The organism is Arthrobacter koreensis, assembly GCF_009193255.1.
Lineage (GTDB): Bacteria > Actinomycetota > Actinomycetes > Actinomycetales > Micrococcaceae > Arthrobacter_B > Arthrobacter_B koreensis.
This window is the reverse complement of sequence record NZ_WACG01000001.1, coordinates 1,007,196-1,029,010: the sequence shown is the minus strand read 5'-3', so window position 1 is coordinate 1,029,010 and position 21,815 is coordinate 1,007,196. Positions and strand designations below refer to the sequence as shown.

The following is a 21,815-nucleotide window of genomic DNA, read 5'->3' as shown; positions in this document are numbered from 1 at the left end:
GTGCTGCCTCACCCGCAACCCGCTCCGCCCGCGCACTCCAAGTCCGCACCAGTCCGCCCCAGGACAGCGGCGGCATCCGGACCACCACGTGGTTCCCGGACCCTCCAATCATCACCGCAAAATTCTTCAGAGCTGAGCATCATGGATACCACTACGCAGCAGGTTCGCCAGTTCCTCGCCGAATGCACCGTCCGGGACTTGGACGACAGCGATGTACTTCCCGTCGCAGACCTTTACGGCATGTACAGCATTTGGTGTGAACGCAGCGGCGGCACGGCTGTTGCCGCCCCCATCTTCTCCCGCCTGGTCCGGGCAGACGGGATCGGCTCTGGAATTCGCCGCCGGGAAAGCGTGTTCACCGGCGTGATAGCAACCGGGCCCATCCCGATCCAATACATCCTGGAGACGGACAAGGGGCCGGGCCGCAACAGTGTGCTGGCTTCGGATACGCGCTTGATGCCAGCACCATCTGAGGCGCAGACTTTCCCCATTGGCGCCTAGGCGACGGGCACGATGTAGGAGTCGATCTCGCTGATGAGGCCGTCCCGGAACGTGATGACATCGCAGTAGTTGAAGTAGACCGGGCCGATGGTTCGGTGCACCCCGTGCCCGGCGCCGATGATGGCAGTGGTGTTGCCCTCGGTGACCATGCGCTCCATGCTGAGGTCCGGGGAGCCCTCGAAGCCCGGCTCGCCGATCTCGGCGTCGAACTCCGCCTTGCCGCGGGCGGTACGTGACCCGTGAATGCGCCACACGACGTCGTCCGTCAGGCAGGCGAGGATCGCCGGGTGGTCACTGCGGCGGAAGCCATCCAGGTACTTGGTAACCAGTTCCTGCTGCGTGCTCATGACCGGACCTTCCTTCGCATCCGGGGTACCGGATTATCCGAAACCGGGTACCGAATGCTGGCTACGCTAGCCGTTTTTGCCCGCTGCAGGAACAGCCGAGCGCTTCCTGCGGCTTCGGGGACGGGAGGACGCCGGCCACAGTTCGTTCCGCAGTATCGCCAGCGCGGCCAGCGCCAGGCCCAGCGAGACTGCAGCTGAGAGGAACAGGGATTGCCTGGAGCCGACCATGCTGACCAGCGGTCCTCCAAGCGCCAGGCCGAGAGGGAGGGCGGCGGTTAGGCCCGCGGTCCAGAGCGTGAAGACGGGCTGCTGTTCATGGTCTGCCAACTGGCCCTGCAGGACCACAAAGACCAGGGGATTGAACGGGGCGTACACGAATCCCGCGGCGGCAAAGGCGGCGAACGCCGCAGCGCCGGTGCCGGCTAGGCCCAGCGCTGCTACGCATAGCGCCCACCCGGCAATGACCGCCACCAGTACGGGTGCCGGCGGGAAACGGCGAAGATAGTTGACCGCGACGGCGCCCGCGAGAGCGCCGAAACCGTAGCAGGCCCAGATTGTTCCGAGCGCCGTTGACGGCTGGTCCAGGTCATGGAGCATCAGCAGGGGCATCGCAATCTCGACCGGCGCGTAGAACAGGTCGTACAGGAAAAGCACGGCAAAGAGCCGCAGGATCCTGGGTTTGCTTCGGAGGATCGACCAGCCTGAGACGGCTGCCGGCGGGTCCGCCGGACGGGGGCCGGGTTGCGCGCTCGAATGCCTGACGACCAGCACCGCGGCGAGCAAAGCGACATAGGTGCCGGCGTTTGCGAGCAGCGCCGGGGCCGCCGATCCCGAGAGGAGGAGCAGGCCGCCGCAGGCGGGGCCAAAGACGAACATTCCAGCGCCCAGGGACAGGCCGATCATCCCGTTGACAGCGTAGGATCCCTGCGGACCGGCGAGACCCAGGGCGAAAAGACGGCGGGCACCCGCCCCCAGCGAGCGAAGCACGGACCCGGCGCTGAGCAGTGCCAGCAGCCAGCCGAACGTCAGTGTTCCGCCCAGCGCCAGCCCCGCAACCAGACCGTAGAAAAGGATGCGCAGGGCGGAGTCGGCAGCAACAGTGACCGCCGGATCGAAACGCTTCGTTCCCAGTCCGAAGAACAGGCTGACGATCAGCGGCGCGGCGAGCGGCACTGCGTACACGAGGGACAGCCTGACCGCCGCCGGCAGTTCAGACGGCAGACCCAGAACGAGGACAGGCAGCGCTACGAGAGTCATGCCGTCACCGATCCGGGACACGAGGTCTCCGGAGAGGAAGGCGGCCAGGCGCTTGTTCTTCAGCGCCTCCAGGTAGGAGAGGGAGAGGGTACGGGACATGACGGTGACCGTATGTGCTCAAGTTCACTTGAGCGCAAGTTGAACCCGCGTAGCCTGTTCCTGTGACCCAGCCCAAACCCGAAGCCCTGCTGCCCATCTCCGTGGTGTCGGCACGTTCCGGCCTTGCGGTCAGCGCCATCCGCTATTACGAAGAACGCGGACTGGTAAACAGCCCTCGGCGGGTGGCCGGGCGCCGGGTCTACCACCGCACGGTCCTTCGCCGCCTGGCATTCATTGCCGCCGCGCAGAAAATCGGTCTCACCATCGCGGAAATCCAGGCCGCCATGGCGGAGCTGCCGATCGACCGGGCGCCGTCCCCCAAAGAATGGGCACGGTTGAGCCAGCCGTGGAAAGAGCGGATCGACCAGCGGATCGCGGAGCTGGAGGGCCTCCGGATGTCCCTGGAGGACTGCATCGGCTGCGGCTGTCTCTCGATGACTGCCTGCGGCATCCTCAACCCGCAGGACCAGGCGGCGGAGGAGGGCTCGGGTGCCCGCTGGTCGGGCCGCCGGAAGAGCCCGGAGGCCTAGGAGGCCGGCCTCGGGAACGCCGCCACCAGCCGGGCCAGCGGCTCCGGAACGTTCGCTGGGTCCAGGGCGCCCACCAGCAGCGGTGCGTAGCGGATCTTATTGCCGGAGCGGCCGGCCAGGAAGCGGTGCAGCTGCTCATCCAGGGCCAGTTCGCGGAGCGAAGGCTGGCGCTGCAGGAGCCGGAAGGACCCCAGCTCGCCCTCTGCCGCAATGATGTCCACGACGACGCCGGGGCCGAGCGCCCGGATCAGTTCGTCTTCCAGATCCAACCGGCAGACCTGGAATCCCCGCCCGGGGAGGTCCCCGGATCCTATGCCCGCACGGTCCAATGCCCGCCGGACGTACCAGGCCTCCGCTTCGTCGCAGAGTCCGAGCAGCCGGTGGCCGGCGCCGTCGGGCCCGTACCGGGACAGGAACCGGGCGACGTTGGTGACACCGCCCATCGGCACCACAGCGACGTTTCCCGCCGCAAGGTCGAGCCCGGAGCGGGCGGCCAGCACCTGGAGTGCCAGCCGGTCGCTCTCGCCTTCGACCAGTACCGTCGTCGAGTGCATGCCTCCAGTATGGCTGCCCTAGCGGGAGGCATCGGTGAGGACGAGCGCAAAGGACAGCGGATTATCCACGGACTCGACGGTGACATCAAACGCGGCACCCCGCGGGAAGTTGTCGAAGAGGGTGCGGGTGGGGCTCTCAGTGGTCCCGCAGGGCACCGTGCGGGCTTCCTGACCGGTCACCTGCAGCCGCAGTTCACCCTGGGGTTCCTCCTCGGAGCCGCAGGCCAGATACGCGGCGACCGTCGGTCCTTCGGCGGTGAAGGTGGCTGTCACACCGGTGGAGGAAAACCCCTCCATGGCACCCAGACCGGTCTCCGGGGCCGGGTGGACGGGCAGGCCGTCCTCAACTGTAAGGACCTCCTCCGTCGCGGTGGCCTGGGAACAGCCGCTCAGCAGCAGGGCCGCGGCGCTTGCGGCGGCGAGGAATTTCAAGCGCATGGTGCCTCCCGGATTCTGGCAGTCCAGCTGCAAGGCGAAAACGGCGGCTGGTCCACGGTGACCTGATGAATCGACAGCGTACAGTACGCATTTTTGCGGACGGTGCGGGCTTACCAGCCCTCGGCCAGCACCCGGTCCAGCATGGCCAGGAAGAACCGAGCACTCTCCTCCGTAAAGCACAGCGGCGGCTTGACCTTGAGGATGTTCTGCCGGTCGCCCGTAGGCAGCACGATCACGCCCAGCCCCAGCATGCGCTCGCAGATGGCCCGGGTCTCCTCCGGAGCCGGTTCCAGTGTTTGCCGGTCCCGGACAAACTCCACCCCCTGGTACAGGCCCATGCCGTGCACCGCACCGATCAGCGCATGCCGGTCCATCAGTTCCCGGAACCCCTGGGACAGCAGCTGCCCCACGGCGTCGGCGTTTTCCTGCAGCTGCTCCTTCTCGATCACGTCCAGCACGGTGACGCCGATCCGGCTGCTGAGTGTGCTGCCGCCGCCGGAGGAGAAGAAGGAGCCCTCGCCGGCCAGCGCCGCAGCAATTTCCTTCCGGGTGATCACCGCACCGAGGGGGTGCCCGTTGCCCATCGCTTTGGCCATGGTGATGATGTCCGGCACCACGCCGTGTTCCTCGAAGCCCCAGAAGTGCCTGCCGAGACGTCCGTAACCCATCTGCACCTCGTCGCAGATATTCACCCCGCCCTGCCCGCGGACCGCGGCGTACACCTGCTCCAGGTAACCCGGCGGCGTGCCGATTGCTCCCGCGTTGCCGTTGCGCGGCTCGGCGATGAACGTGCCCACCGGAGTGCCGGCGTCGTGCAGGCGCTGCAGCTGGCGCACGACGTCGGCGGCGTAGGCAATGCCCGCACCCTCACCGCGGTGCCGGCCGCGGTAGGCGTTCGGAGCGTCGGCAATGTGGACCCAGTCCGGCCGGGTTTCAAGCGCCTGCGGGTTGTCCGAGACAGAGGTGGAAACCGCATCGGCTCCCAGCGACCAGCCGTGATAGGACTCGTGCACGCACAAAACGTCTTCCCGGCCGGTGAACGCCTTGGCCAGCCGCAGCGCCAGTTCCACGGCCTCGGAGCCGCTGTTGACCAGCAGCACGGTATCGAAAGAGTCTGGAACCTTGGCCAGCAGCCGTTCGGACAGTTCGGCCACGGAGGCGTAGTGGAACCGCGAGTTCGTGTTCAGCCGCCGCCATTGCCGTGCGGCGGTCTCCGCGACCACCGGGTGCCCGTGCCCCAGCGACGTCACATTGTTCACCATGTCCAGGTAATGCCGCCCGGAGGTGCTGACCAGGTGTTCCTTCCAGCCGCGCTCGATCCGCGGCGGGGCCTCATAGTAGTGCGACTGCAGGGCGTCATAGGCATTCGTCCGGCGCTCCAGCAGGGCTTCGTCCCCTGCAGGTGGGGCCGGTGGGAGGCCAAACAGGGGTGAGGGATCCAGGAAACCCGCAGCGTAGCCGGGGAACTCAGACGTCTTCACAAACCGGGGCGGTGTTTCTGCGGCGGAATAGGCACCCGGCAGCTGCACCCACACGGTCAGCTGGTTCGCTGTTCCGAGCCGGGCCCCGGCGTCCACCGGTCCGGGACTCGCCTCCAGCTGAACACCGGAAAGCACGACGGCGGCCTCCGCGCCTTCGAGCCGGACGGTTCCGTCCGGTGCGGCGGAGAGGGTTCCTGCGAAGGGGGTGTGCACCGCCGCCGGCACTGCGGTCCGGAGTTCGACAGCGATGGCTGTGTTCGCCGGTTCCTCGGCACTGTTCACGGCGGCGCGGGTGAGGCGGGCTTCCCCGAACCGGGTTAGCACCGCGCCCGCGGCTTCGGCGAAGATGCGTTCTTCTTCGGCTGCGCCGTCCAGCCAGGAACCGTTGCTGAACTCCTCGCTGTCCCAGCTGAAGTCCACCGGAGCCGGGACCGGCAGGCTGGGCACCAGCGGCAGCCAGGCTGACGTGTCGGGAGGGGATGGCAGCTCCATCCCGAGCGCTGCCCGGATGGAGGCTTCGGCGGCGTTCCAGTCGCTCCGTGCCGGGACCTCGAACATGGCCCATTCACGGTCCAGCGCGTCGGAGGCGTAGTCATTGCCGGCGTCGATGGTGACCTGGTGTTCGCCGCTGACCGCCAGCACTGCCCCGCGCAGCACGATCAGCGGCCACAGTGCCCGCACCTCGGCGTCGGACAGTGGTGCCCGCGCATGGAAAGCCCGGATCATGGGGAGCACGGTGAGCGGATTGACCGGATCGTGGTGGAAGAGTGCGGAGCAGCCGACGGCCAGTTCGGCTACCCGCCAGCTGTACATCGCGTCGCTGAAATCGATGATTCCGGTCAGCTCCACGCTGCCGCGCGGGCCGGAAGTGCAGACGATGTTGTCATCCGTGAGGTCACCGTGCACGGCCTGGACTGGCAGGCGCTCCTTCAGCGGGGCCAGCGTGCTGCTGATTCGCTCCAGCGTCCGGAGCAGCAGGTCCTGTTTCCATTCGGCGCGGACAAAGGGAACCAGTGCAGCGACAACCTCCTCGCCGTGCCGCAGATCCCACTGCAGGGACCGGTCCAGTCCGGGGTGCTCCAGCCCGGCCAGCGCCGTGCTGGCCCGTCCCAGCCAGTCGCCAAGAGCGGACCGCAGGGCCGGTCCCAGGTGCGGCCGGTCTATGACGGGGGTTCCCTCCACGTAGCTCAGCAGGCGCAGGCAGTGCTCCTGCCCGCCCAGCACAGTGGTTTCCACCGGTTCGCCGTTGACGGACAGCTGCGGCAGCGGGGTGGCGAATCCGGCGGCGGCCAGGCATTCCATGGCAGCGTTCTGCGCTTCGATCTCCGTGCGTGTGAAGGCCGGGTTGCTGATCTTCAGGAGCTGCCGGGACCAGTCTGCGGCAGTCAGCCGAAAGTTCCGGTCCTGCTGGCTGCCCAGTTCCCTGATCGTGGCCACTTCGAGGCCGTAGACCTCCGCGGCCAGCCGGACGGCGTCGTCGGCGGAAACAGCGGGGCGGGGCAGGCCCTCAGGCGCAATCAGTGCAGACATGTTCAGTTCCCGGGTCCATGACGGTGTTCAAGCGATGATCCGCCATCGTATTCGCGCGCTGATCAGGCCTTCAACGAATCCGAGGATTATGACGTGGGAACCGGCATCCGGGGCCTGGACTGCCCGCCGGCTTCCCACGCGCCGTGACGCGGGGTGACTGATGTGACCTCATCCGTCCCGTCAGTCACAGGGAGTGGGAAGGAGGGTCGCAGCAAACCTGGTTACACGGACCCCGCAACCGGAGCCGACTTCACGGCGGCGGGTGTGCCCGCGCGGCGGAACAGGGTCTTGCCGTGCAGGGCACGCAGTGCGTTGAGAATGGTGGCCAGGTCCACGAGTTCCTGGGTGAGCGCGCCGGCTACGGCCGGAATGTACCCGAAAGCAGCCACCAGCATCAGTACCACGCTCAGCGCGATGCCCAGCCAGATGCTGCCCAGCGCCACCTTCATGGTCCGCTGGCTGATGTCCATGGCGGTGGCGACCTTGGAGATGTCATCCGCGACGATCACGGCGTCAGCAGACTCGCTTGCCGCCGTCGATCCGCGGGCGCCCATGGCTATTCCGACGTCGGCGGCTGCCAGCACGGGCGCGTCGTTGACGCCGTCGCCCACCATGATCACCGGACGCAGCGGCAGCTCCGCCACGGCCTTCACCTTGTCCTCCGGCAGCAGCTCGGCCCGTACCGAGGAGATGCCCACCGCGCGGGCCATGCTCTCGGCGGTGGCCTGGCCGTCGCCGGTGAGCATCACGGTTTCGCGGATGCCCAACCCACGCAGCCGTTCCAGGGTGGCCGCAGCGTTTTCCCGGGCCGTGTCGCTGAGGATCAGCGTGCCTGCGAAGCGCCCGTCCACACTCAGGTACACCACCATCTGGCCGGGCGCGAGGTCCACGGCCTGCGTTGAACCGTCCACTTCCTCGATGAACCGGCGTTTGCCAACGCGCACGGTCCGCCCGCCGATGAATGCTTCGACGCCGTTGGTCGCCACCTCCTGGGCGGTCTCCGCAGGCTGGACCGGAAGGCCGCGCTCCTCGGCGGCAGCCAGCACGGAGGCTGCGAGCACATGGGAGGAATACTGCTCGGCCGACGCCGCCAGTCCCAGCAGCTCGTCGCCCGTGAAGCCGTTGACCGGGTTCACCGAGACCAGCTCCGGACGGCCGTAGGTGAGGGTGCCGGTCTTGTCGAACGCGGCGCTCTTCGCGGCGGAGAGCTGCTCCAGCACCGCGCCGCCCTTGACGATGATGCCGTGCCGGGCGGAGCGGCTCATACCGCCCATAAACGCCACGGGGGCAGCGATCAGCAGCGGGCACGGGGTGGCCAGCACCAGCACTTCGGCAAACCGCACCGGATCCCCGGACACCGCCCAGGCAATGCCGGCGATGAGCAGGGAGACGATCGTGAAGGGAACTGCGAAGCGGTCTGCGAGGCGCACCACGGGGGCCTTGGATTCCGAGGCTTCCTGCACCAGGGCGACGATGCGCTGGTACTGGCTGTCCGCCGTCGTCGCCGTGGCCTGGATGCGTACCGCGTGGGTGCCGTTGACCGATCCGCTCATCACCGAGTCTCCGGCTGCCCGGGAGACCGGAATCGCCTCACCGGTCAGGGAAGATTCGTCGAACGCCGCGGCGGGGGAGAGCAGCACGCCGTCGACGGGCACCACTTCGGAGGGCTTGATCAGCAGGATGTCGCCCACCGCCACCTCGGTGGCCGGAATGTCCTCGGCCAGTTCGGCAGCCGGTTTACCGGAGGCCGGGTTCCCGCCCGTGTCGGCGCCGGACGGCAGCCGGTGCGCGATCTGCGGGGCACGGTCCAGCAGGGCATCGAGTTCCCCCTTGGCCCGGCCGGCGGCGTAGTCCTCCAGCGCCTCGCCGCCGGAGAGCATCAGCACGATGATCAGGGACGCGATGTATTCACCCACCGCGACGGTGGCGAGCATGGCGATGACCGCAAGGATGTCCAGGCCGTAATGCCCGCGACGAATGTCCTGCACCATGCCGTAGCCGGTGATGCCCACGATCCCCAGGGTGTACAGGCTGGCGATCCACTGCGCAGGGCCGGACGCCCCGGTTCCCCACAGGATGAGGACGACGATGAGCACCACCACGGTTGCCGCGACAACCGGATAGTTCCGAACCGCCGTTTTTACGCGCGCGGCTGCCGTGTTCGTAGACGCATGATGATGGGCCATGCTTTCGTTTTAGGCCCCTTCCGCTCCAGTTTCCAGCAAGTGAATGCTTGCCTAACCCAGATGGCGGCGGAATCGCTCCGCTTTGGAAGATCGCTCCGCCGCGGAGCGGAGCAAACGTTACAAACCGGAGCGGAAAGGCGAACGGTGCCGGAAGCCTGCGAAACCTAGTGCAGCTGCGCCTCGATCTGCTGGACACTTTCGATCAGCCGCGCACCGATTCCGGCGTCGTCCTTGCCGGTGCCGAAGTACACCACGGACAGGGACGCCGGGAGCTGGCCGGGGACCTGCACCGGAACGGCAACCGAGCCCACGCCGTCGATCACCTCGCTGTGGCTGGTGGCGTAGCCGCGGCGCCGGGCCAGCCGGGCCTCTTCGCGGTACGGCTGGCCCGGGGCTAACCGGTTCCAGTGCTCCTCGGACACGGCAGACTGGATCGCGATCCCGGGTGCCCCCGCGGTAAAGGAGTGCCGGGTGCCCGGACGCTGGATCAGGGCAGTGCGGCTGTGCCGGGGTTCCACGGTGACCAGGGTGACGCAGTCGTGCTGGTCCCACACCGCGATGAACGCGGTCATGGACAGCTCATTCGCAAGCACGGTCAGCTCCGGGAGCGCGGCGGACTGCAGGTCACGGGACACTCCCCGGGCCAGCGCTGCGAGTCCGGGTGCGGCCGAAACCCGGCCGGCGTCGTCGCGCATCACCAGCGAGTGCGCCTCCAGCGTGCGCAGGATCCGGTAGGCGATGGAGCGGTGCACACCCAGGCCGGCGGAGAGCTCAGCGATGGTCAGCGGCGTCTCCGATTCGGCGAGGAGTTCCAGTGCCTGGATCCCGCGGGACAGGGTCTGGGACTGGGAGCCGGAACCGGTGGACACAGAAGTCATGCGCCCATCATAGGCTCAGGCGGCTGCCGCACGGCGCCGCTTCCTGGCACCGACCGCACGGCCAACCACTCCCTGACGTGGGCTGAAAAGGTACGCCAGGGCGAAAACCGTGCCCTGTGCCAGAACCACCATGGGGCCGGTGGCGGTGTCCAGGTAGTAGCTGGCGTAGATGCCGGCCACCGCGCAGCCCGCCGCCAGCGCCGGTGCGATCAGCAGCATGCGGCTGAACCGGTCGGTCAAAAGGTAGGCCGTGGAGCCGGGGATGATCAGCATCGCGACCACCAGGACCACGCCCACGGCCTGCAGCGCGACGACGGCGGTGAGCGCCAGCAACCCGAGCAGCGCCGCGCCGAGCAGCCGCGGATTAAGCCCGACGGCGTGGGCGTGGGTTGGGTCGAACGCGTACAGGGTGAAGTCGCGGCGCTTGAACAGCAGCACGGCCAGGGTCAGAGCGGCCAGGACGGCGACCTGCGCCAGGTCCGCGGAGCTCACGCCCAGCAGGTTGCCGAAGATGATGTGGTTCAGGTCCGTCTGGCTCGGCGTCACGGAAATCAGCACCAATCCGGCGGCGAACAGCGTGGTGAAGACGATGCCGATTGCCGCGTCCTCCTTGATCCGGCTCGTGTCGCGCACCAGGCCGATCAGTCCCACCGCCAGGAATCCGAACAGCACCGCGCCCAGCGCGAACGGCGCACCGGCCACGTACGCCAGCACGACGCCGGGCAGCACGGCATGGGACACCGCGTCGCCCATGAGCGACCAGCCAATCAGCACCAGCCAGCAGGACAGCACCCCGCACACCACCGACGCGACGACGGCGGTGGCCAGGGCGCGGAGCATGAAGTCATAGGCCAGGGGTTCGGCCAGCAGGTCAATCACGGGGTGGCTCCTTCCGGTGCGGGTGCCGGTGTGCCGTCCGGCAGGACGTTCAGGCCGAACGCACGGGCCAGCTGTTCCGGCCGGAGGACCTCGTCCGGGGATCCGTGCGCCAGGACCCGGCGCATCAGCAGCACGGCTTCATCGGCCAGCTGGGGGAGGGCATGCAGGTCGTGCGTGGAGACGAGGACGGTCCGTCCGTCCCCCGCGAGTTCACGAAGCAGGGCAGTGATGGTTGCCTCTGACCGCTTGTCGACGCCGGCGAAGGGCTCATCGAGCAGCAGCACCGATGCCCCCTGGGCAATTCCGCGGGCCACGAAGGCACGCTTTTTCTGTCCGCCGGACAGGCGGCCGATCTGCCGGTCAGCCAGGTCGGTCAGTTCCACCCGTGCCAGGGCATCGGCGACGGCGGTCCGGTCGGCGGGGCGCGGCCGGCGTGTGGGGCCCATATGTCCGTAGCGTCCGGTCATCACCACGTCCCGGATGCTGAGTGGAAAGGTCCAGTCCACGGCCTCGCTCTGCGGAACGTAGGCGACCAGGCCGGCCTTGCGTGCCTTGGCAGGAGGCATCCCGCTGAGCCTGACGGTTCCGGCGGATGGCTTCACCAGGCCCATGAGGGACTTGAACAGCGTGGACTTGCCGGACCCATTCATGCCCACCAGCCCGCAGACCCGGCCCGGCCGGACGGTGAGGCTGACGCCGTCGAGCGCCGTAACGTCGTCGTACTTAACCGTCACGGAGTCCAGTTCAAGTGCGGCGCTCACTGTGCACCGGTCGCGGTGAGCGCGCTGATGATGGTCCGGGTGTCGTGCCGGATCAGGTCGAGGTATGTGGGCACCGGGCCGTCCTCCTCGGAGAGCGAGTCGACGTACAGGACACCGCCGAACGCGGCGCCGGTGGCCCCTACCACCTGCTGCATTGGGGCGTCGGAGACGGTGGACTCGCAGAAGACGGCGGGAACCCGGTTCGCCCGGACGAATTCGATGGCGGCGGCGATCTGCTGCGGGGTGGCCTGCTGCTCGGCGTTGACCGCCCAGATGTAGCGCTCGCGAAGACCTGCGTCGCGGGCGAGGTAGGAAAATGCCCCTTCGCAGGTGACCAGTGCGCGCTGGTGTTCCGGCAGGGTGCCGAGTTCGGTGACCAGTTCGTCCTGGACGGCCTGCAGTTCCTGCTTGTAGCCCTCGGCGTTGGAGCGGAAGGCTTCCGCGTTGTCCGGATCGAGCTCGGCGAAGGCCTCCGCCATGTTGTCCACATAGACCTGGGCGTTCAGCGGGGACATCCAGGCGTGCGGGTTGGGCAGGCCCTGGTAGGCGTCCTCGGCGATGTCCACCGGGTCAATGCCGTCGCTTACCGTCACCCGGGGAACGTCGAGGCCTGCGGTGAACTGTTCGAACCAGGCCTCGAGGTTCATGCCGTTGTCCAGAATGAGGTCTGCCCCGGAGGCTTTGCGGATATCTCCCGGGGTGGGTTCGTAGCCGTGGATCTCGGCGCCGGCCTTGGTGATGGATTCGACCTGGAGATGGTCGCCGGCGACGTTCTCGGCCATGTCCGCCAGCACGGTGAAGGTGGTCAGGACTACGGGTTTGCTGTTATTGGACGCCGCGGTGCCGGAGCAGGCGGTGAGCGAGAGCAGGAGCGCGGCGGCCGGCAACGCTGCCAGCCGGCGGAGGCGGGAGTTGGAGTTCATGCCGAAAACCATAAGTTCGGCAGACTGATTAAACAAGTTCGGTATGCCGAACTTTGTTAGATCAGGCGGATGAGCGCAGGCTGGTCAGACACATTAGGGAAGGCGGCGGCGGCTCAGCAGGCCCGAACCCAGCAGCAGCAGTCCGCCGGCCAGCGGCCACCACAGGTACATGGAGATGGTGCCGCCCACGAAGGCCGTAGCCATCACCGCGATCATCACGGCGCTGACCAGCAGCACCCCCGCCACGATCCGGGCCCGTCCGCGGTGCGGGGGCGGGAGGGGCGGCAGCCAAGTGGGACGTTCATCGATCCACTCCATCCGGTCAGTGTAGAAGCGCGGAGGCCGTCTGCCACCCCGTTCCGGGTAAATACTTGCCGGGTACGCCCAGGCCGCACCCGCCGCCGTCGGACATCCCTTTTGTCTGCGGCGCCGAACTGGCACAGTGGCGTGCAACCACTTCCAACCTGCGGAGGAACATCCATGGAATCGAGCGAGCTGTTAGTTGACGCATTCGGCCGGCTTCCCTCTACCGTGCGGCGGGTGGTGCACGGGCTGAGCGCGAAGGAGCTGAACTCCCGGCCGTACCCGGACGGGAACTCCATCTCCTGGCTCATCTGGCACCTGGCCCGGGTGGAGGACGCGCAGGTTGCTGACGTCGCAGGACACCAGCAGGTGTGGACGGCCGAGGGCTGGGTTGACCGGGTTGGGCTCCCGCTGGAGGCTGAGGACACGGGATATGGGCACACGTCCGAACAGGTCGCCAAGGTGCAGGTGCAGTCCGCGGAGGTCCTGCAGGGCTACTACGACGCCGTGAGTGCCCGGACGGTGGCTTTCGTGTCCGGCCTGTCCGCCGCGGATCTGGACCGTGTGGTGGACACGTCCTGGGATCCGCCCGTCACGCTCGGTGTGCGGCTAATCAGTTCCCTGGCAGACTGCCTGGAGCATGTGGGGCAGGCCGCCTACGTGCGGGGCATGCTCACCTCCGGTTCCAGCTCCGGTTCCAGCTAGGAAGCGATGGTCAGCAGCAGCGCATCGCAGGCTGCGGCGCAGCGGTGGCAGGCTTCGGCGCAGATGCGGCAGTGGTCGTGGGCTGAGGCATGCTGCTCGCATTCCCCGGCACACCGCCGGCAGGCCGCCGCACAGGCACGGACAAGCTCGACGGCGGAGGCGTAGTTCTTCCCGGCCCTCGCCAGCACCTTCCCGGTGGCTCCGCAGACCTCCGCGCAGTCCAGGTCGGTGCGGATACAGCTGACCATGTCCCCGAGCATGTCTTCGCCCAGGCAGGCATCCGCGCAGGCAGTGCACGTCTGGACGCAGTCGAAGCACGCCTCGATGCAGGCGGCCAGCGCATCCATGTCCACGGTGGAGTTCCCTGCCGGGTGGGACGTCAGCATGTCTTTGATCAGGCTCATCGCGTGCTCCTTGTTCTCGGTGGCTTGCCGGGGCCGGCGCGGGCATGCCGCGAGCCTAGCCAAGTGCCGGCAAGGCCCTCAAGGACCGTGCGGCATTTTGCCCCCGGACTAGGCGGGTGCATAGAATCGGCGTAGCCTGACATGGCCGGTTCTCCGGTTCAGGCTTGGGGCTTTAGCTCAGTTGGTAGAGCGTTTCGTTCGCAATGAAAAGGTCAGGGGTTCGATTCCCCTAAGCTCCACAGGATCTGTCCCGTCCTCTCCGCCCAGCGGGGAGGACGGGACTTTTTTGTGCCCGAATGTGAAGCACCCGAATAGGCGGCAGGGGAGCGCTCCGGCCTATATTGGCCGCAGCATGTAATGGGCGTCACATGAAGGGAAGAGCGTGAACAACAAGGAACTGGTCCTCGATTTCTACGAGAAATACAACAACCGCGACGTCGAGGGCGCCATGGCGTACCTGGGGGACACCTACATCCAGCACAACCCCTGGGTCGCAGACGGCCCCGAGGCATTCCGCCGCTTTGTGACCTACCTGCGCGAGAACTACCCGGACGGCCGCAACGAAGTGAAGCGCGCAATTGCCGACGGCGACCTGGTGGCGCTGCACGTTCATTCCCGCCGGGTTCCGGGCGAAGAAGGCCGGGCCATCGTGGACATCTTCCGGGTTGAAGACGGCAAGGTGGTTGAGCACTGGGACGTCATCCAGCCGATTCCCAAGGAGATCTACCCGCCCATTAATGACAACGGGTACTTCTAGCCAGCCCTGCAGCCCGGTTTAAGCTGGAGGAATGCTGCCCCAGGACACCGCCAGGCTCCGCTTCCGCGACATGACGCCGGAGGACCTTGACCTCATGGCTGGCCTTCTGGGCGATCCGGAGGTCATGACGTACTACCCGGCGCCCAAGACCCGGGACGAGTCGGCCAAGTGGATCGCCTGGAACGAGGCGAACTATGCCCGCCACGGCTACGGCCTCTGGATCGTTGAAACGCACGACGGCGAGTTCCTGGGCGACTGCGGCCTCACCTGGCAGAAGATCAACGGCGAAAACATCGAACTGGAAGTGGGTTACCACGTCCGCGCCGACCGGCAGGGCCGCGGCTACGCGACAGAAGCCGCGGCCGCCTGCCGGGACTTCGCCCGCGAAACGCTGCAGGCACCCCGGCTGGTCGCCCTTATCCACCCGGAGAACACGGCGTCGAAACGGGTGGCCGAGAAGCTCGGTATGGCTCCGGTCGACGAGGACTTTGACGGGCCCATCCCGGTGCGGACCGTGATGGGCATGAACCTGCGCTAGGCGGATTCACGTCCGTGCCGGTAGCCCCGGCGGACCTCGGCGATGGCCCGGGCAATGTTCGGGTCCCGTCCGGATGCGGTCATGATGGTGTCGAAGTCCGTCAGGCCCACGTCGCCGTGGCGGACGGTTACTTCAATTTCAGTGCGCTTGGCACTGTGCGGGCGGCATGGCTGCCCGGCAATCGCTGTGTTTCCGCCCAGCGATGAGCGCCCGGTGCGCACCATCCGCATCTCCCCGCCGACGTCGTCCCTGAACCGGAAGGTCTTCCCCTTCCTGGTGGTCATCAGTTCTCGCCACTGCTCGCGCTGCACCTTCGGCGCGGCAGGGAAGAACTGAGCGACGGCGTCGTTCAGGGCGGCGGTCTCCGTTTCCTCCCGGCGCGGCCGCAGGACGAGCCGCTCCCGAAGGATAAAGAGCGGATAAACCACCAGGAGGATGGCCAGTGCCACGGCGATGAAGTTGAAACCGCCGAAGATGATGAACACGGCCGCCGTAAAGACCAGCCGGCTCACCGCCTTCTCCGAATAGGACCGCGGCGGCGTATACGGAACTCCCACCCGCACGCTTGATTCTTCACTCATGCCCATCCGCCTTTCAGCTCTGCCAGGGCTTCTGCTTCCCGCGCCAGCCGGGTGGCTTCGCGCAGCTCTATGTCGAACGGGTTGCCGGGACCGGTCGGAACGTCAGCTGACAGGCCGCCCAGTCCATCCAGCCGCAGCCGGCTTTGCTCCACGGTGACGGCAAGGCGCAGTTCCGCCTGCGCCTTGACCAGGTCTGCCAGCAGCTGGTGGGCCTTTTCCCGCCGGGAACGTATCTCCGACAAATGGGCGGTGGCCATTTCCCCACGTTCAGTTGCCAGTGAGTGCATGCGCCGCGCCGTTCCGGCCAGCGTCAGCACCGCAGGGGACGGGCTGGCCGGCATCGCGGTCTCTACTGCTTCGCGCCGCAGCCGGTAAGCCTCGGCCACCGAGGCGAAGTGGGCGGCTGTTTCTCCCGCTATCCGTTCCTGTTCCTCGAGCGTCCGTCCGGCGGCGCGGGCTGAGGCCATGGCACTTTCAAGCCGCGCATGGATTTCTTCGTGGTTGGCCCGCGGCGGTGCAAGGGTTCCCCGCCGCGCATCGATGTTCGCCCGCAGGCTGCTGCCCGCTCGACGCAGCTCGTGGAGTAACCGGGCCATGACTCTCCTCAGCCGGGGATGGTTCCGGACTCCCGATGCCCCGCGGCCGTGTGCCTGGATGTGCCTGGAGCCACCGTGCATCAGAAGGAAGTGTGCAGGAGTCTAGCAGCGGCGGGGAGCGGCCGGGATGGGGTTGCACAGATTAGTTGGGTGCCTGCCCGGAGTTCCCCGCGGCGTGAGTCCTGCCACGTCCGGACGCCGCGGATTATCCCCATCTGCCGCCCGGATGCAACGGTGCCGCCCCGTATCGGCTCCTCAACAGAACCAGAAATCCCATGTTCCTGCGTTATGCTCCCATATCATGGCTGCGCGTAAATCTCCCGTGTTCACCACGGCAACCACATTCGGACGCCTGCTCTCCTTTATTGGGGTCAGTGTGCTCTGCGGAGTACTTACTGCAGGGCTGTTCGTTCCCATGGCCGCCGGAGCCGGATCAGCGGCGTCGGCCTCCATCACCTTCTTCGACGGACTGCCCGCGGACCTGGAGCGTGCCACGCTGGCCACGCCAACCCGCATCGTCGCGTCCGACGACTCGCTGATTGCCACCCTCTACGAGGAGAACCGCCAGCCGGTCACCTTCGACCAGATCTCCCCGCACATGGTGGATGCACTGCTTTCCGTTGAGGACTCCCGCTATTACGACCACGGCGGCGTGGATGTCCAGGGCATCTTCGGTGCCATTGCATCCAACGTCTCCAGCGGAACCAACCGCGGCGCCTCCACGATCACCCAGCAGTTCGTGACCAACGTGCTCATCAACTCAGCCAATGAACGCGGCGAAGAAGCCACCTACAGCGGCAGCAAGGGAATTTCGGACAAGGTTCGGGAAATCCGGCTCGCCATCGCCGTTGAAAATGAGATGAGCAAGGACGAGATCCTTGAGGGCTACTTCAACATTGTTCCCTTCACCGGCAACACCTACGGCGTCCAGGCGGCGTCCAAATACTTCTTCAACAAGGATGCCAAGGACCTGAATATCCAGGAATCCGCCCTGCTGGCCGGCCTGGTCAACGGCCCCGGCTACTACGATCCGCAGGCCTTCCCCGAGCGGGCGCTGGAACGCCGCAACCTGGTGCTCGGCGAGATGCTTGAAAACGGCAAGATTGACCAGGCGCAGTACGACGCCGCTGCGGCCTCGGGCCTGGACCTCACCATCACGCCCACCAAGCAGGGCTGCGTGGCTGCCGAGCAGGCACCCTACTTCTGCTCCTACGTGGAGCGCCTGATCCTGAACAGCGAGGAGTTCGGTGAGACTGAGGCTGAGCGCCGGTCTGTGCTCTACCGTTCCGGCCTGACCATCAAGACCACCCTGGATCCCGCCGTTCAGCAGGCCGCCCAGGATGCAGTCAACGAAACTGCAAACCCGGACACCACCGCTGCCGAGGTTGGGCATTCAATGATCAGCCTGCAGCCGGGCACAGGCAACGTCCTGTCCATGGCGCAGAACACCCGATACACGCCGGGGGACAACCCCGGGGATTCAGTGCTGAACTTCAACGTTGACCAGTTCCAGGACGGAGACCCGGACAAGCCGCTGGACGGTGTGGGCGGGTTCCAGCCCGGTTCAACCTTCAAGCCGTTCACCGTGGCGGCCTGGGTGGACGCGGGCAAGTCCCTGGGCACCCAGCTGGACGGGCGCAAGAAGACCTATCCGCAGGGTGACCGCTGGACAGCAAGCTGCCTCGACGGCGGCGCCTACGTTGAAGGCGATGCCAACGGCTGGACCCCGCAGAACTACGGCGACACCAACTACGGAGACGCCACCGTGCTGCGCGGGCTCGCCCAGTCGCTGAACACGATCACCTTCTCCACTGCCAAGCAGCTGGATCTGTGCCGGATCATGGAGATTGCCGAGTCCATGGGCATCCACAACGGCAAGAGCGCTTCCGGCGAGGAAGAATCCCTGTCCGTCAATCCGTCAGCCCTGATTGGCGGCGTGGAAGACGTCTCGCCGATGGCCATGGCCCAGGCCTTCGCCGGCTTCGCGGCCGAGGGCAACGTCTGCGAGCCCCGTGCCCTGCTGGAAGTCACCGCAGCCAACGGCAAGACCTACAACGTGCCGGAACCCGACTGCGAACAGGTGATCTCCAAGGAGACCGCCCGCGGCGTGAACTATGCGACTCAGGAGGTCATGAAGTCCGGCTCAGGATCGCTGCTGAATTACGGCGGCCAGCCCATGGCCGGCAAGACCGGAACCAATGACTCGCGGTCACAGACGTGGTTCATCGGCTACAACTCAGGCATGGCTACCGCCAGCTGGATCGGCAACTGGAAGGCCGGAACAGGGTCCCTGTCCGATCTGGAAATCGGCGGCCGCATCTACCCCGAAGTCGACGGTTCGCTTATCGCCGCTCCGTCCTGGGCCAGGTTCATGCAGCAGGCAGGCAGCCTGTACCCGGGTGAGGCCTTCGCCAACCCGCCGGGCAACCTCCTGGCGAACCCCACTCCCAGTCCGAGTCCAACGGAGTCCGAAGAGCCCGAGGAAGAGGAGGAGAAGCCGGCCCCCAAGCCGTCGGCCACTCCGGTCCCGCGCCCGACGACGGCACCTGCTCCGGCGCCAGCTCCGGTTGTTCCGAGCGAGGATCCCGAGCCCGAACCCGAGCCGGCCCCGTCAACTCCGGCCGCCGTGGTGCCAAAACCGAGCCCCTCTGAGACGGGCAGCTAAGCGGGAGGAATTCGCCGCAAAATGCCATAAAAACCACAGGTCAGTGCGCAAGGCCCCGAGTCGGATAGTGTTTCCGCTCGGGGCCTTCTGCGCTCCCGCCGCCGGCGGGATCAGCCGGAGAGCTCTCCTGGAGGATGAAGTGACGAAAAACCTGCCGGCCATATCGGTTCGGGGCCTGACCAAGAGGTACGGCGCAAAGACCGCGGTGGATAACCTGTCCTTCGACGTCGAAGCCGGAAGCGTCTTCGCGTTCCTCGGCACTAACGGCGCCGGGAAATCCACCACCATCAGCTGCCTCACCACCTCCATCCCGTTCGACTCCGGATCAGCCGAAGTAGGCGGGTTCGATGTCCGCTCCGGCGGGGAGGGCGTCCGGTCCCGCATCGGCGTCGTCTTCCAAGAGTCCGTCCTCGATCCGCTGCTGACCGGCCGGGAAAACCTGCGCGTGCGGGCGCGCTTCTACTCCGCGGACCGCGCCGCCAACGAAGCACGCATCAGTGAGCTGTCCGACCTGATTGGGCTGGGCAGCTTCATCGACCGCCGCTACGGAACATACTCCGGCGGACAGCGCCGCCGCGTGGACATAGCCAGGGCCCTGCTGCACGCCCCTCCCATCATCTTCCTGGACGAGCCAACCGCCGGACTTGATCCGGCCAGCCGCGCGATTGTCTGGTCCACCATCCACGACCTCCGCGACCGCCACGGGCTGACGGTCTTCCTCACCACGCACTACATGGAGGAAACCGAGGAAGCGGACAGGGTCTGCATTCTGGACAGCGGCCGGATCATCGCCGACGGCACCCCCTCGGAACTGCGCGCGGCCTACAGCTCCAGCATCCTCAGCATTACGACGGCGGACCGGGCAGGCCTCATGGCGGCCGCCGGGGAACTGGGCGGGACCATAGAAAGTGCGGAAGGCGCCGTCGTACGCATTGGCGTGGAGACCGCCGAAACGGCCCGGCAGATCCTGGCCCGGCACGGTGCCGCCGTGCAGGACTTCGAATTCCGCCACGGCACCATGGATGACGTTTTCCTGGCCCTCACCGGCCACGAGACCCCTGCCCCGGCAGCCGAAGGAGCTGGCAAGTGAACGTGGTCCTGGACATCACCACCCGCAACCTGAGGCTCTTCTTCCGCGACCGGCTGGGCGTCTTCTTCTCGCTCGTGTCCGCCCTGGTGGTGTTCCTGCTGTACACCCTGTTCCTGGGCAACCTGCAGACCGAAGGGCTCGCCGAATCCTTTCCGCAGGCCACCGAGGACCAGATCCGCGGCTTCGTGGACAGCTGGATGTTCGCCGGCATCCTGGGCATCACCACCATTACGACGGCGCTGGGTGCCATGGTGGTGTTCGTCGAGGACTCCGGGTCAGGCCGCTTCCAGGACTTCCTGGTTTCACCGATCCGGCGGGAGAAGCTGATCCTGGGCTACCTGCTCTCCGCCGTCCTGATCTCCATGGTCATGACCGCGCTGGTGCTGCTGGTGAGCCTGGCCTACCTGTTCGTGGTCAGCGGTGTGACCATCGCCTTTGTGTCCCTGCTGAAGATCTGCGGCTACCTGGCGCTGGCCTGCTTCGCGTTCTCCGCGCTGAGTGCGTTCGCGGTGTCCTTCATCCGGACCGCCGGCGCCTACTCGGCGCTGTCCACGATTGTGGGCACCGTCCTGGGTTTCATTGCCGGGTCCTACATTCCGGTTGGCAACTTCCCCGAGGGGGTGCGCCAGTTCGTGAGCGCCCTGCCCTTCCTGCAGTCCTCCATGCTGGTCCGGCAGGAAATGACCGCCGAAACACTGCCCGCCATGACCGGCGACCAGCCTGCAGCGATCGAGGAACTGCAGGGAGTCTTCGGCATCACGGCTCAGGTGGGGGACTGGCACGTGGGTACCGGCTACGTCATCTTCGTGCTCGTGGCGATGACAGTGGTGTTCACCCTCGTGGCGGCCATCCGGATCCGCGGCCGGGTCCGCGCCTAACGCTCTTCTTCACCGTCCCCTGGGTACGGTTGCGATTGCAAAGAAGTAGTTGCAAAGAAATGCTTGCAAAGATTTCTTTGCAAGCGTAGGCTCCTAGGCATGGAAGAGCAGTCAGCCCCGTACGACGCCACGGTCCTGGACATGACCCGCCTCAAGGCCTTGGCGCACCCCATCCGCATTGCCCTGTTGGAGAGCCTCACCCGCTACGGCGCGCAGACTGCCTGCGGCGTGGCGGACCGCCTGGGCGAATCCAGCGGTTCCACCAGCTACCACCTGCGCCAGCTGGCGAAGCATGGCTTCGTCCGTGAGGTGGAGGGGCGGGGGACTGCACGGGAACGCTGGTGGGAGCGGGTTCCCGAGGCAATCCAGACCACCTCGGAAATGGCCGCTTCTCCGGCCACCCGGGACGCCACCCGAATGCTCGCGAAGACCGTAACGGGCGGACAATCCCGTGCGGTGAACAGCTTTATCGACCACAGTGACGCGCTCCCGGACGGCTGGGCGGATACCTCCATCCTCATGGGGGCCACGCTGCACCTAACGCTGGAAGAGGCGCAGGCGGTCTCCCGCCAGGCGTCGGAGCACCTGGAGCAACTGCTTGCCCCGTACCGCGGCCGCGACAGCGCCGGCGGCACCCGGCCAGTGGAGCTGTACCTGAACTACTTCCCGCTTATCGAACCCGGAGACCAGCCATGAATGCTGTCATGACCTACGCGTCCCTGCCTCCGCACACGCGTCCAGCCACCCATTCAACCGTTTGTCCCACCGGCGTCGGGCGCCTCTTCGTCACCACCGGCGAGCTCCTGATCAGTCTCGGCGAACGTACCGCCCGGCGGCCGCGGCCGAACGTCGGGCTGCTTGCCGCACACGTGGAGGAGCGGCGGGACCTTGAAGCCCGCGCCCACTCCGCCCTCTGGCCCTAGCCGGCAGCCGG

At 66.8% G+C, this 21,815-nt stretch carries 24 protein-coding genes and 1 tRNA gene; 11 read left to right on the top strand and 14 right to left on the bottom strand.

What is annotated here, in order from left to right; genetic code table 11:
- Window positions 1–141 precede the first annotated feature (141 nt).
- Window positions 142–501 carry a primase-like DNA-binding domain-containing protein gene (locus tag GD628_RS04875; protein ID WP_091601197.1) on the top strand — a complete coding sequence of 120 codons (360 nt, stop codon included), beginning with the start codon at window positions 142–144 and terminating at the stop codon, window positions 499–501.
- On the opposite strand, the gene GD628_RS04870 is transcribed toward GD628_RS04875, so the two are convergent.
- Together GD628_RS04870 and GD628_RS04865 are read right to left on the bottom strand one after the other, a co-directional pair.
- Window positions 498–848: a nuclear transport factor 2 family protein gene (locus GD628_RS04870; RefSeq protein WP_091601199.1), complete on the bottom strand. Its 351-nt coding sequence runs from the start codon at window positions 846–848 to the stop codon at window positions 498–500. The genes GD628_RS04875 and GD628_RS04870 overlap by 4 nt on opposite strands.
- A 66-nt stretch (window positions 849–914) precedes the next feature.
- A complete protein-coding gene (locus tag GD628_RS04865; protein ID WP_152273974.1) occupies window positions 915–2,204 on the bottom strand; it encodes an MFS transporter in 1,290 nt (429 codons plus the stop codon).
- Between the two features lie 62 nt (window positions 2,205–2,266).
- On the opposite strand from GD628_RS04865, the gene soxR reads away from it, so the two are divergent.
- Window positions 2,267–2,734 carry a redox-sensitive transcriptional activator SoxR gene (soxR, locus tag GD628_RS04860; protein ID WP_091601203.1) on the top strand — a complete coding sequence of 156 codons (468 nt, stop codon included), beginning with the start codon at window positions 2,267–2,269 and terminating at the stop codon, window positions 2,732–2,734.
- Here soxR and GD628_RS04855 read toward each other — a convergent pair.
- From GD628_RS04855 to GD628_RS04815, 9 genes are all read right to left on the bottom strand, one after another.
- The gene (locus tag GD628_RS04855) at window positions 2,731–3,288 is read right to left on the bottom strand and encodes a TOPRIM nucleotidyl transferase/hydrolase domain-containing protein (protein WP_152273973.1); all 558 of its coding nucleotides are present in this window, start codon (window positions 3,286–3,288) and stop codon (window positions 2,731–2,733) included. The genes soxR and GD628_RS04855 overlap by 4 nt on opposite strands.
- Window positions 3,289–3,306: 18 nt before the next feature.
- Entirely contained in the window at window positions 3,307–3,726 is a 420-nt protein-coding gene (locus GD628_RS04850) for a hypothetical protein (RefSeq protein WP_152273972.1), read from the bottom strand.
- A 110-nt stretch (window positions 3,727–3,836) separates the two neighbouring features.
- Window positions 3,837–6,737, bottom strand: a complete 2,901-nt coding sequence (locus tag GD628_RS04845; RefSeq protein WP_152273971.1) for an aminotransferase — start codon at window positions 6,735–6,737, stop codon at window positions 3,837–3,839.
- A 221-nt stretch (window positions 6,738–6,958) separates the two neighbouring features.
- Entirely contained in the window at window positions 6,959–8,923 is a 1,965-nt protein-coding gene (locus GD628_RS04840; RefSeq protein WP_152273970.1) for a heavy metal translocating P-type ATPase, read from the bottom strand.
- A gap of 164 nt (window positions 8,924–9,087) precedes the next feature.
- The gene (locus GD628_RS04835; protein ID WP_091601215.1) at window positions 9,088–9,801 is read right to left on the bottom strand and encodes an IclR family transcriptional regulator; all 714 of its coding nucleotides are present in this window, start codon (window positions 9,799–9,801) and stop codon (window positions 9,088–9,090) included.
- A 15-nt stretch (window positions 9,802–9,816) separates the two neighbouring features.
- On the bottom strand, window positions 9,817–10,677 hold the full coding sequence (locus GD628_RS04830) for a metal ABC transporter permease (RefSeq protein ID WP_276529348.1): 861 nt from the start codon (window positions 10,675–10,677) through the stop codon (window positions 9,817–9,819).
- Window positions 10,677–11,441, bottom strand: coding sequence for a metal ABC transporter ATP-binding protein (locus GD628_RS04825; RefSeq protein ID WP_091601217.1), 765 nt, complete (start codon window positions 11,439–11,441; stop codon window positions 10,677–10,679). The genes GD628_RS04830 and GD628_RS04825 overlap by 1 nt, the downstream gene beginning before the upstream one ends.
- Window positions 11,438–12,364 (bottom strand): metal ABC transporter substrate-binding protein, encoded by a 927-nt coding sequence (locus tag GD628_RS04820; protein WP_152273969.1) that lies wholly within the window; start codon window positions 12,362–12,364, stop codon window positions 11,438–11,440. Before GD628_RS04820 ends, GD628_RS04825 begins: the two co-directional genes overlap by 4 nt.
- A 93-nt stretch (window positions 12,365–12,457) precedes the next feature.
- Window positions 12,458–12,682 carry a hypothetical protein gene (locus GD628_RS04815; protein WP_091601219.1) on the bottom strand — a complete coding sequence of 75 codons (225 nt, stop codon included), beginning with the start codon at window positions 12,680–12,682 and terminating at the stop codon, window positions 12,458–12,460.
- A gap of 162 nt (window positions 12,683–12,844) precedes the next feature.
- Between GD628_RS04815 and GD628_RS04810 the strand changes: the two genes are divergently transcribed.
- Window positions 12,845–13,372 (top strand): mycothiol transferase, encoded by a 528-nt coding sequence (locus GD628_RS04810; protein WP_152273968.1) that lies wholly within the window; start codon window positions 12,845–12,847, stop codon window positions 13,370–13,372.
- Here the strand turns inward: GD628_RS04810 and GD628_RS04805 are convergent.
- Entirely contained in the window at window positions 13,369–13,776 is a 408-nt protein-coding gene (locus GD628_RS04805) for a four-helix bundle copper-binding protein (RefSeq protein WP_091601223.1), read from the bottom strand. The genes GD628_RS04810 and GD628_RS04805 overlap by 4 nt on opposite strands.
- A 166-nt stretch (window positions 13,777–13,942) precedes the next feature.
- Between GD628_RS04805 and GD628_RS04800 the strand changes: the two genes are divergently transcribed.
- From GD628_RS04800 to GD628_RS04790, 3 genes are all read left to right on the top strand, one after another.
- Window positions 13,943–14,015: transfer RNA gene (locus GD628_RS04800), tRNA-Ala, on the top strand.
- Between the two features lie 143 nt (window positions 14,016–14,158).
- A complete protein-coding gene (locus tag GD628_RS04795; protein WP_055242628.1) occupies window positions 14,159–14,533 on the top strand; it encodes a nuclear transport factor 2 family protein in 375 nt (124 codons plus the stop codon).
- A gap of 31 nt (window positions 14,534–14,564) precedes the next feature.
- Window positions 14,565–15,071, top strand: coding sequence for a GNAT family N-acetyltransferase (locus tag GD628_RS04790; protein WP_152273967.1), 507 nt, complete (start codon window positions 14,565–14,567; stop codon window positions 15,069–15,071).
- Here the strand turns inward: GD628_RS04790 and GD628_RS04785 are convergent.
- Both GD628_RS04785 and GD628_RS04780 read right to left on the bottom strand, forming a co-directional pair.
- Window positions 15,068–15,652 carry a hypothetical protein gene (locus GD628_RS04785; protein ID WP_141653619.1) on the bottom strand — a complete coding sequence of 195 codons (585 nt, stop codon included), beginning with the start codon at window positions 15,650–15,652 and terminating at the stop codon, window positions 15,068–15,070. The genes GD628_RS04790 and GD628_RS04785 overlap by 4 nt on opposite strands.
- The gene (locus tag GD628_RS04780; protein WP_152273966.1) at window positions 15,649–16,248 is read right to left on the bottom strand and encodes a hypothetical protein; all 600 of its coding nucleotides are present in this window, start codon (window positions 16,246–16,248) and stop codon (window positions 15,649–15,651) included. Before GD628_RS04780 ends, GD628_RS04785 begins: the two co-directional genes overlap by 4 nt.
- Window positions 16,249–16,549: 301 nt before the next feature.
- Here GD628_RS04780 and GD628_RS04775 point away from each other — a divergent pair, with 301 nt between their 5' ends.
- The 5 genes from GD628_RS04775 to GD628_RS04755 all read left to right on the top strand — a co-directional run bounded on the left by GD628_RS04775 (window position 16,550) and on the right by GD628_RS04755 (window position 21,804).
- Window positions 16,550–18,913 carry a transglycosylase domain-containing protein gene (locus GD628_RS04775; protein WP_176697505.1) on the top strand — a complete coding sequence of 788 codons (2,364 nt, stop codon included), beginning with the start codon at window positions 16,550–16,552 and terminating at the stop codon, window positions 18,911–18,913.
- A 139-nt stretch (window positions 18,914–19,052) separates the two neighbouring features.
- Window positions 19,053–20,003: an ABC transporter ATP-binding protein gene (locus GD628_RS04770; protein WP_218054917.1), complete on the top strand. Its 951-nt coding sequence runs from the start codon at window positions 19,053–19,055 to the stop codon at window positions 20,001–20,003.
- Window positions 20,000–20,881, top strand: coding sequence for an ABC transporter permease (locus GD628_RS04765; protein WP_152273965.1), 882 nt, complete (start codon window positions 20,000–20,002; stop codon window positions 20,879–20,881). Before GD628_RS04770 ends, GD628_RS04765 begins: the two co-directional genes overlap by 4 nt.
- Window positions 20,882–20,980: 99 nt before the next feature.
- On the top strand, window positions 20,981–21,577 hold the full coding sequence (locus GD628_RS04760) for a winged helix-turn-helix domain-containing protein (RefSeq protein ID WP_152273964.1): 597 nt from the start codon (window positions 20,981–20,983) through the stop codon (window positions 21,575–21,577).
- Complete coding sequence (locus GD628_RS04755; RefSeq protein ID WP_152273963.1) at window positions 21,574–21,804, top strand: hypothetical protein; 231 nt, start codon at window positions 21,574–21,576, stop codon at window positions 21,802–21,804. The genes GD628_RS04760 and GD628_RS04755 overlap by 4 nt, the downstream gene beginning before the upstream one ends.
- Window positions 21,805–21,815 lie beyond the last annotated feature (11 nt).

What these genes read in the sequence shown, in the direction of transcription:
- GD628_RS04810 (WP_152273968.1), top strand. Translation starts at nt 12,845, where the DNA reads ATGGAATCGAGCGAGCTGTTAGTTGACGCATTCGGCCGGCTTCCCTCT.
- GD628_RS04820 (WP_152273969.1), bottom strand. Translation starts at nt 12,364, where the DNA reads ATGAACTCCAACTCCCGCCTCCGCCGGCTGGCAGCGTTGCCGGCCGCC.
- GD628_RS04850 (WP_152273972.1), bottom strand. Translation starts at nt 3,726, where the DNA reads ATGCGCTTGAAATTCCTCGCCGCCGCAAGCGCCGCGGCCCTGCTGCTG.
- GD628_RS04840 (WP_152273970.1), bottom strand. Translation starts at nt 8,923, where the DNA reads ATGGCCCATCATCATGCGTCTACGAACACGGCAGCCGCGCGCGTAAAA.
- GD628_RS04835 (WP_091601215.1), bottom strand. Translation starts at nt 9,801, where the DNA reads ATGACTTCTGTGTCCACCGGTTCCGGCTCCCAGTCCCAGACCCTGTCC.
- GD628_RS04790 (WP_152273967.1), top strand. Translation starts at nt 14,565, where the DNA reads ATGCTGCCCCAGGACACCGCCAGGCTCCGCTTCCGCGACATGACGCCG.
- GD628_RS04780 (WP_152273966.1), bottom strand. Translation starts at nt 16,248, where the DNA reads ATGGCCCGGTTACTCCACGAGCTGCGTCGAGCGGGCAGCAGCCTGCGG.
- GD628_RS04870 (WP_091601199.1), bottom strand. Translation starts at nt 848, where the DNA reads ATGAGCACGCAGCAGGAACTGGTTACCAAGTACCTGGATGGCTTCCGC.
- GD628_RS04755 (WP_152273963.1), top strand. Translation starts at nt 21,574, where the DNA reads ATGAATGCTGTCATGACCTACGCGTCCCTGCCTCCGCACACGCGTCCA.
- GD628_RS04865 (WP_152273974.1), bottom strand. Translation starts at nt 2,204, where the DNA reads ATGTCCCGTACCCTCTCCCTCTCCTACCTGGAGGCGCTGAAGAACAAG.
- GD628_RS04775 (WP_176697505.1), top strand. Translation starts at nt 16,550, where the DNA reads ATGGCTGCGCGTAAATCTCCCGTGTTCACCACGGCAACCACATTCGGA.
- GD628_RS04760 (WP_152273964.1), top strand. Translation starts at nt 20,981, where the DNA reads ATGGAAGAGCAGTCAGCCCCGTACGACGCCACGGTCCTGGACATGACC.
- GD628_RS04785 (WP_141653619.1), bottom strand. Translation starts at nt 15,652, where the DNA reads ATGAGTGAAGAATCAAGCGTGCGGGTGGGAGTTCCGTATACGCCGCCG.
- GD628_RS04805 (WP_091601223.1), bottom strand. Translation starts at nt 13,776, where the DNA reads ATGAGCCTGATCAAAGACATGCTGACGTCCCACCCGGCAGGGAACTCC.
- GD628_RS04845 (WP_152273971.1), bottom strand. Translation starts at nt 6,737, where the DNA reads ATGTCTGCACTGATTGCGCCTGAGGGCCTGCCCCGCCCCGCTGTTTCC.
- GD628_RS04815 (WP_091601219.1), bottom strand. Translation starts at nt 12,682, where the DNA reads ATGGAGTGGATCGATGAACGTCCCACTTGGCTGCCGCCCCTCCCGCCC.
- GD628_RS04855 (WP_152273973.1), bottom strand. Translation starts at nt 3,288, where the DNA reads ATGCACTCGACGACGGTACTGGTCGAAGGCGAGAGCGACCGGCTGGCA.
- GD628_RS04875 (WP_091601197.1), top strand. Translation starts at nt 142, where the DNA reads ATGGATACCACTACGCAGCAGGTTCGCCAGTTCCTCGCCGAATGCACC.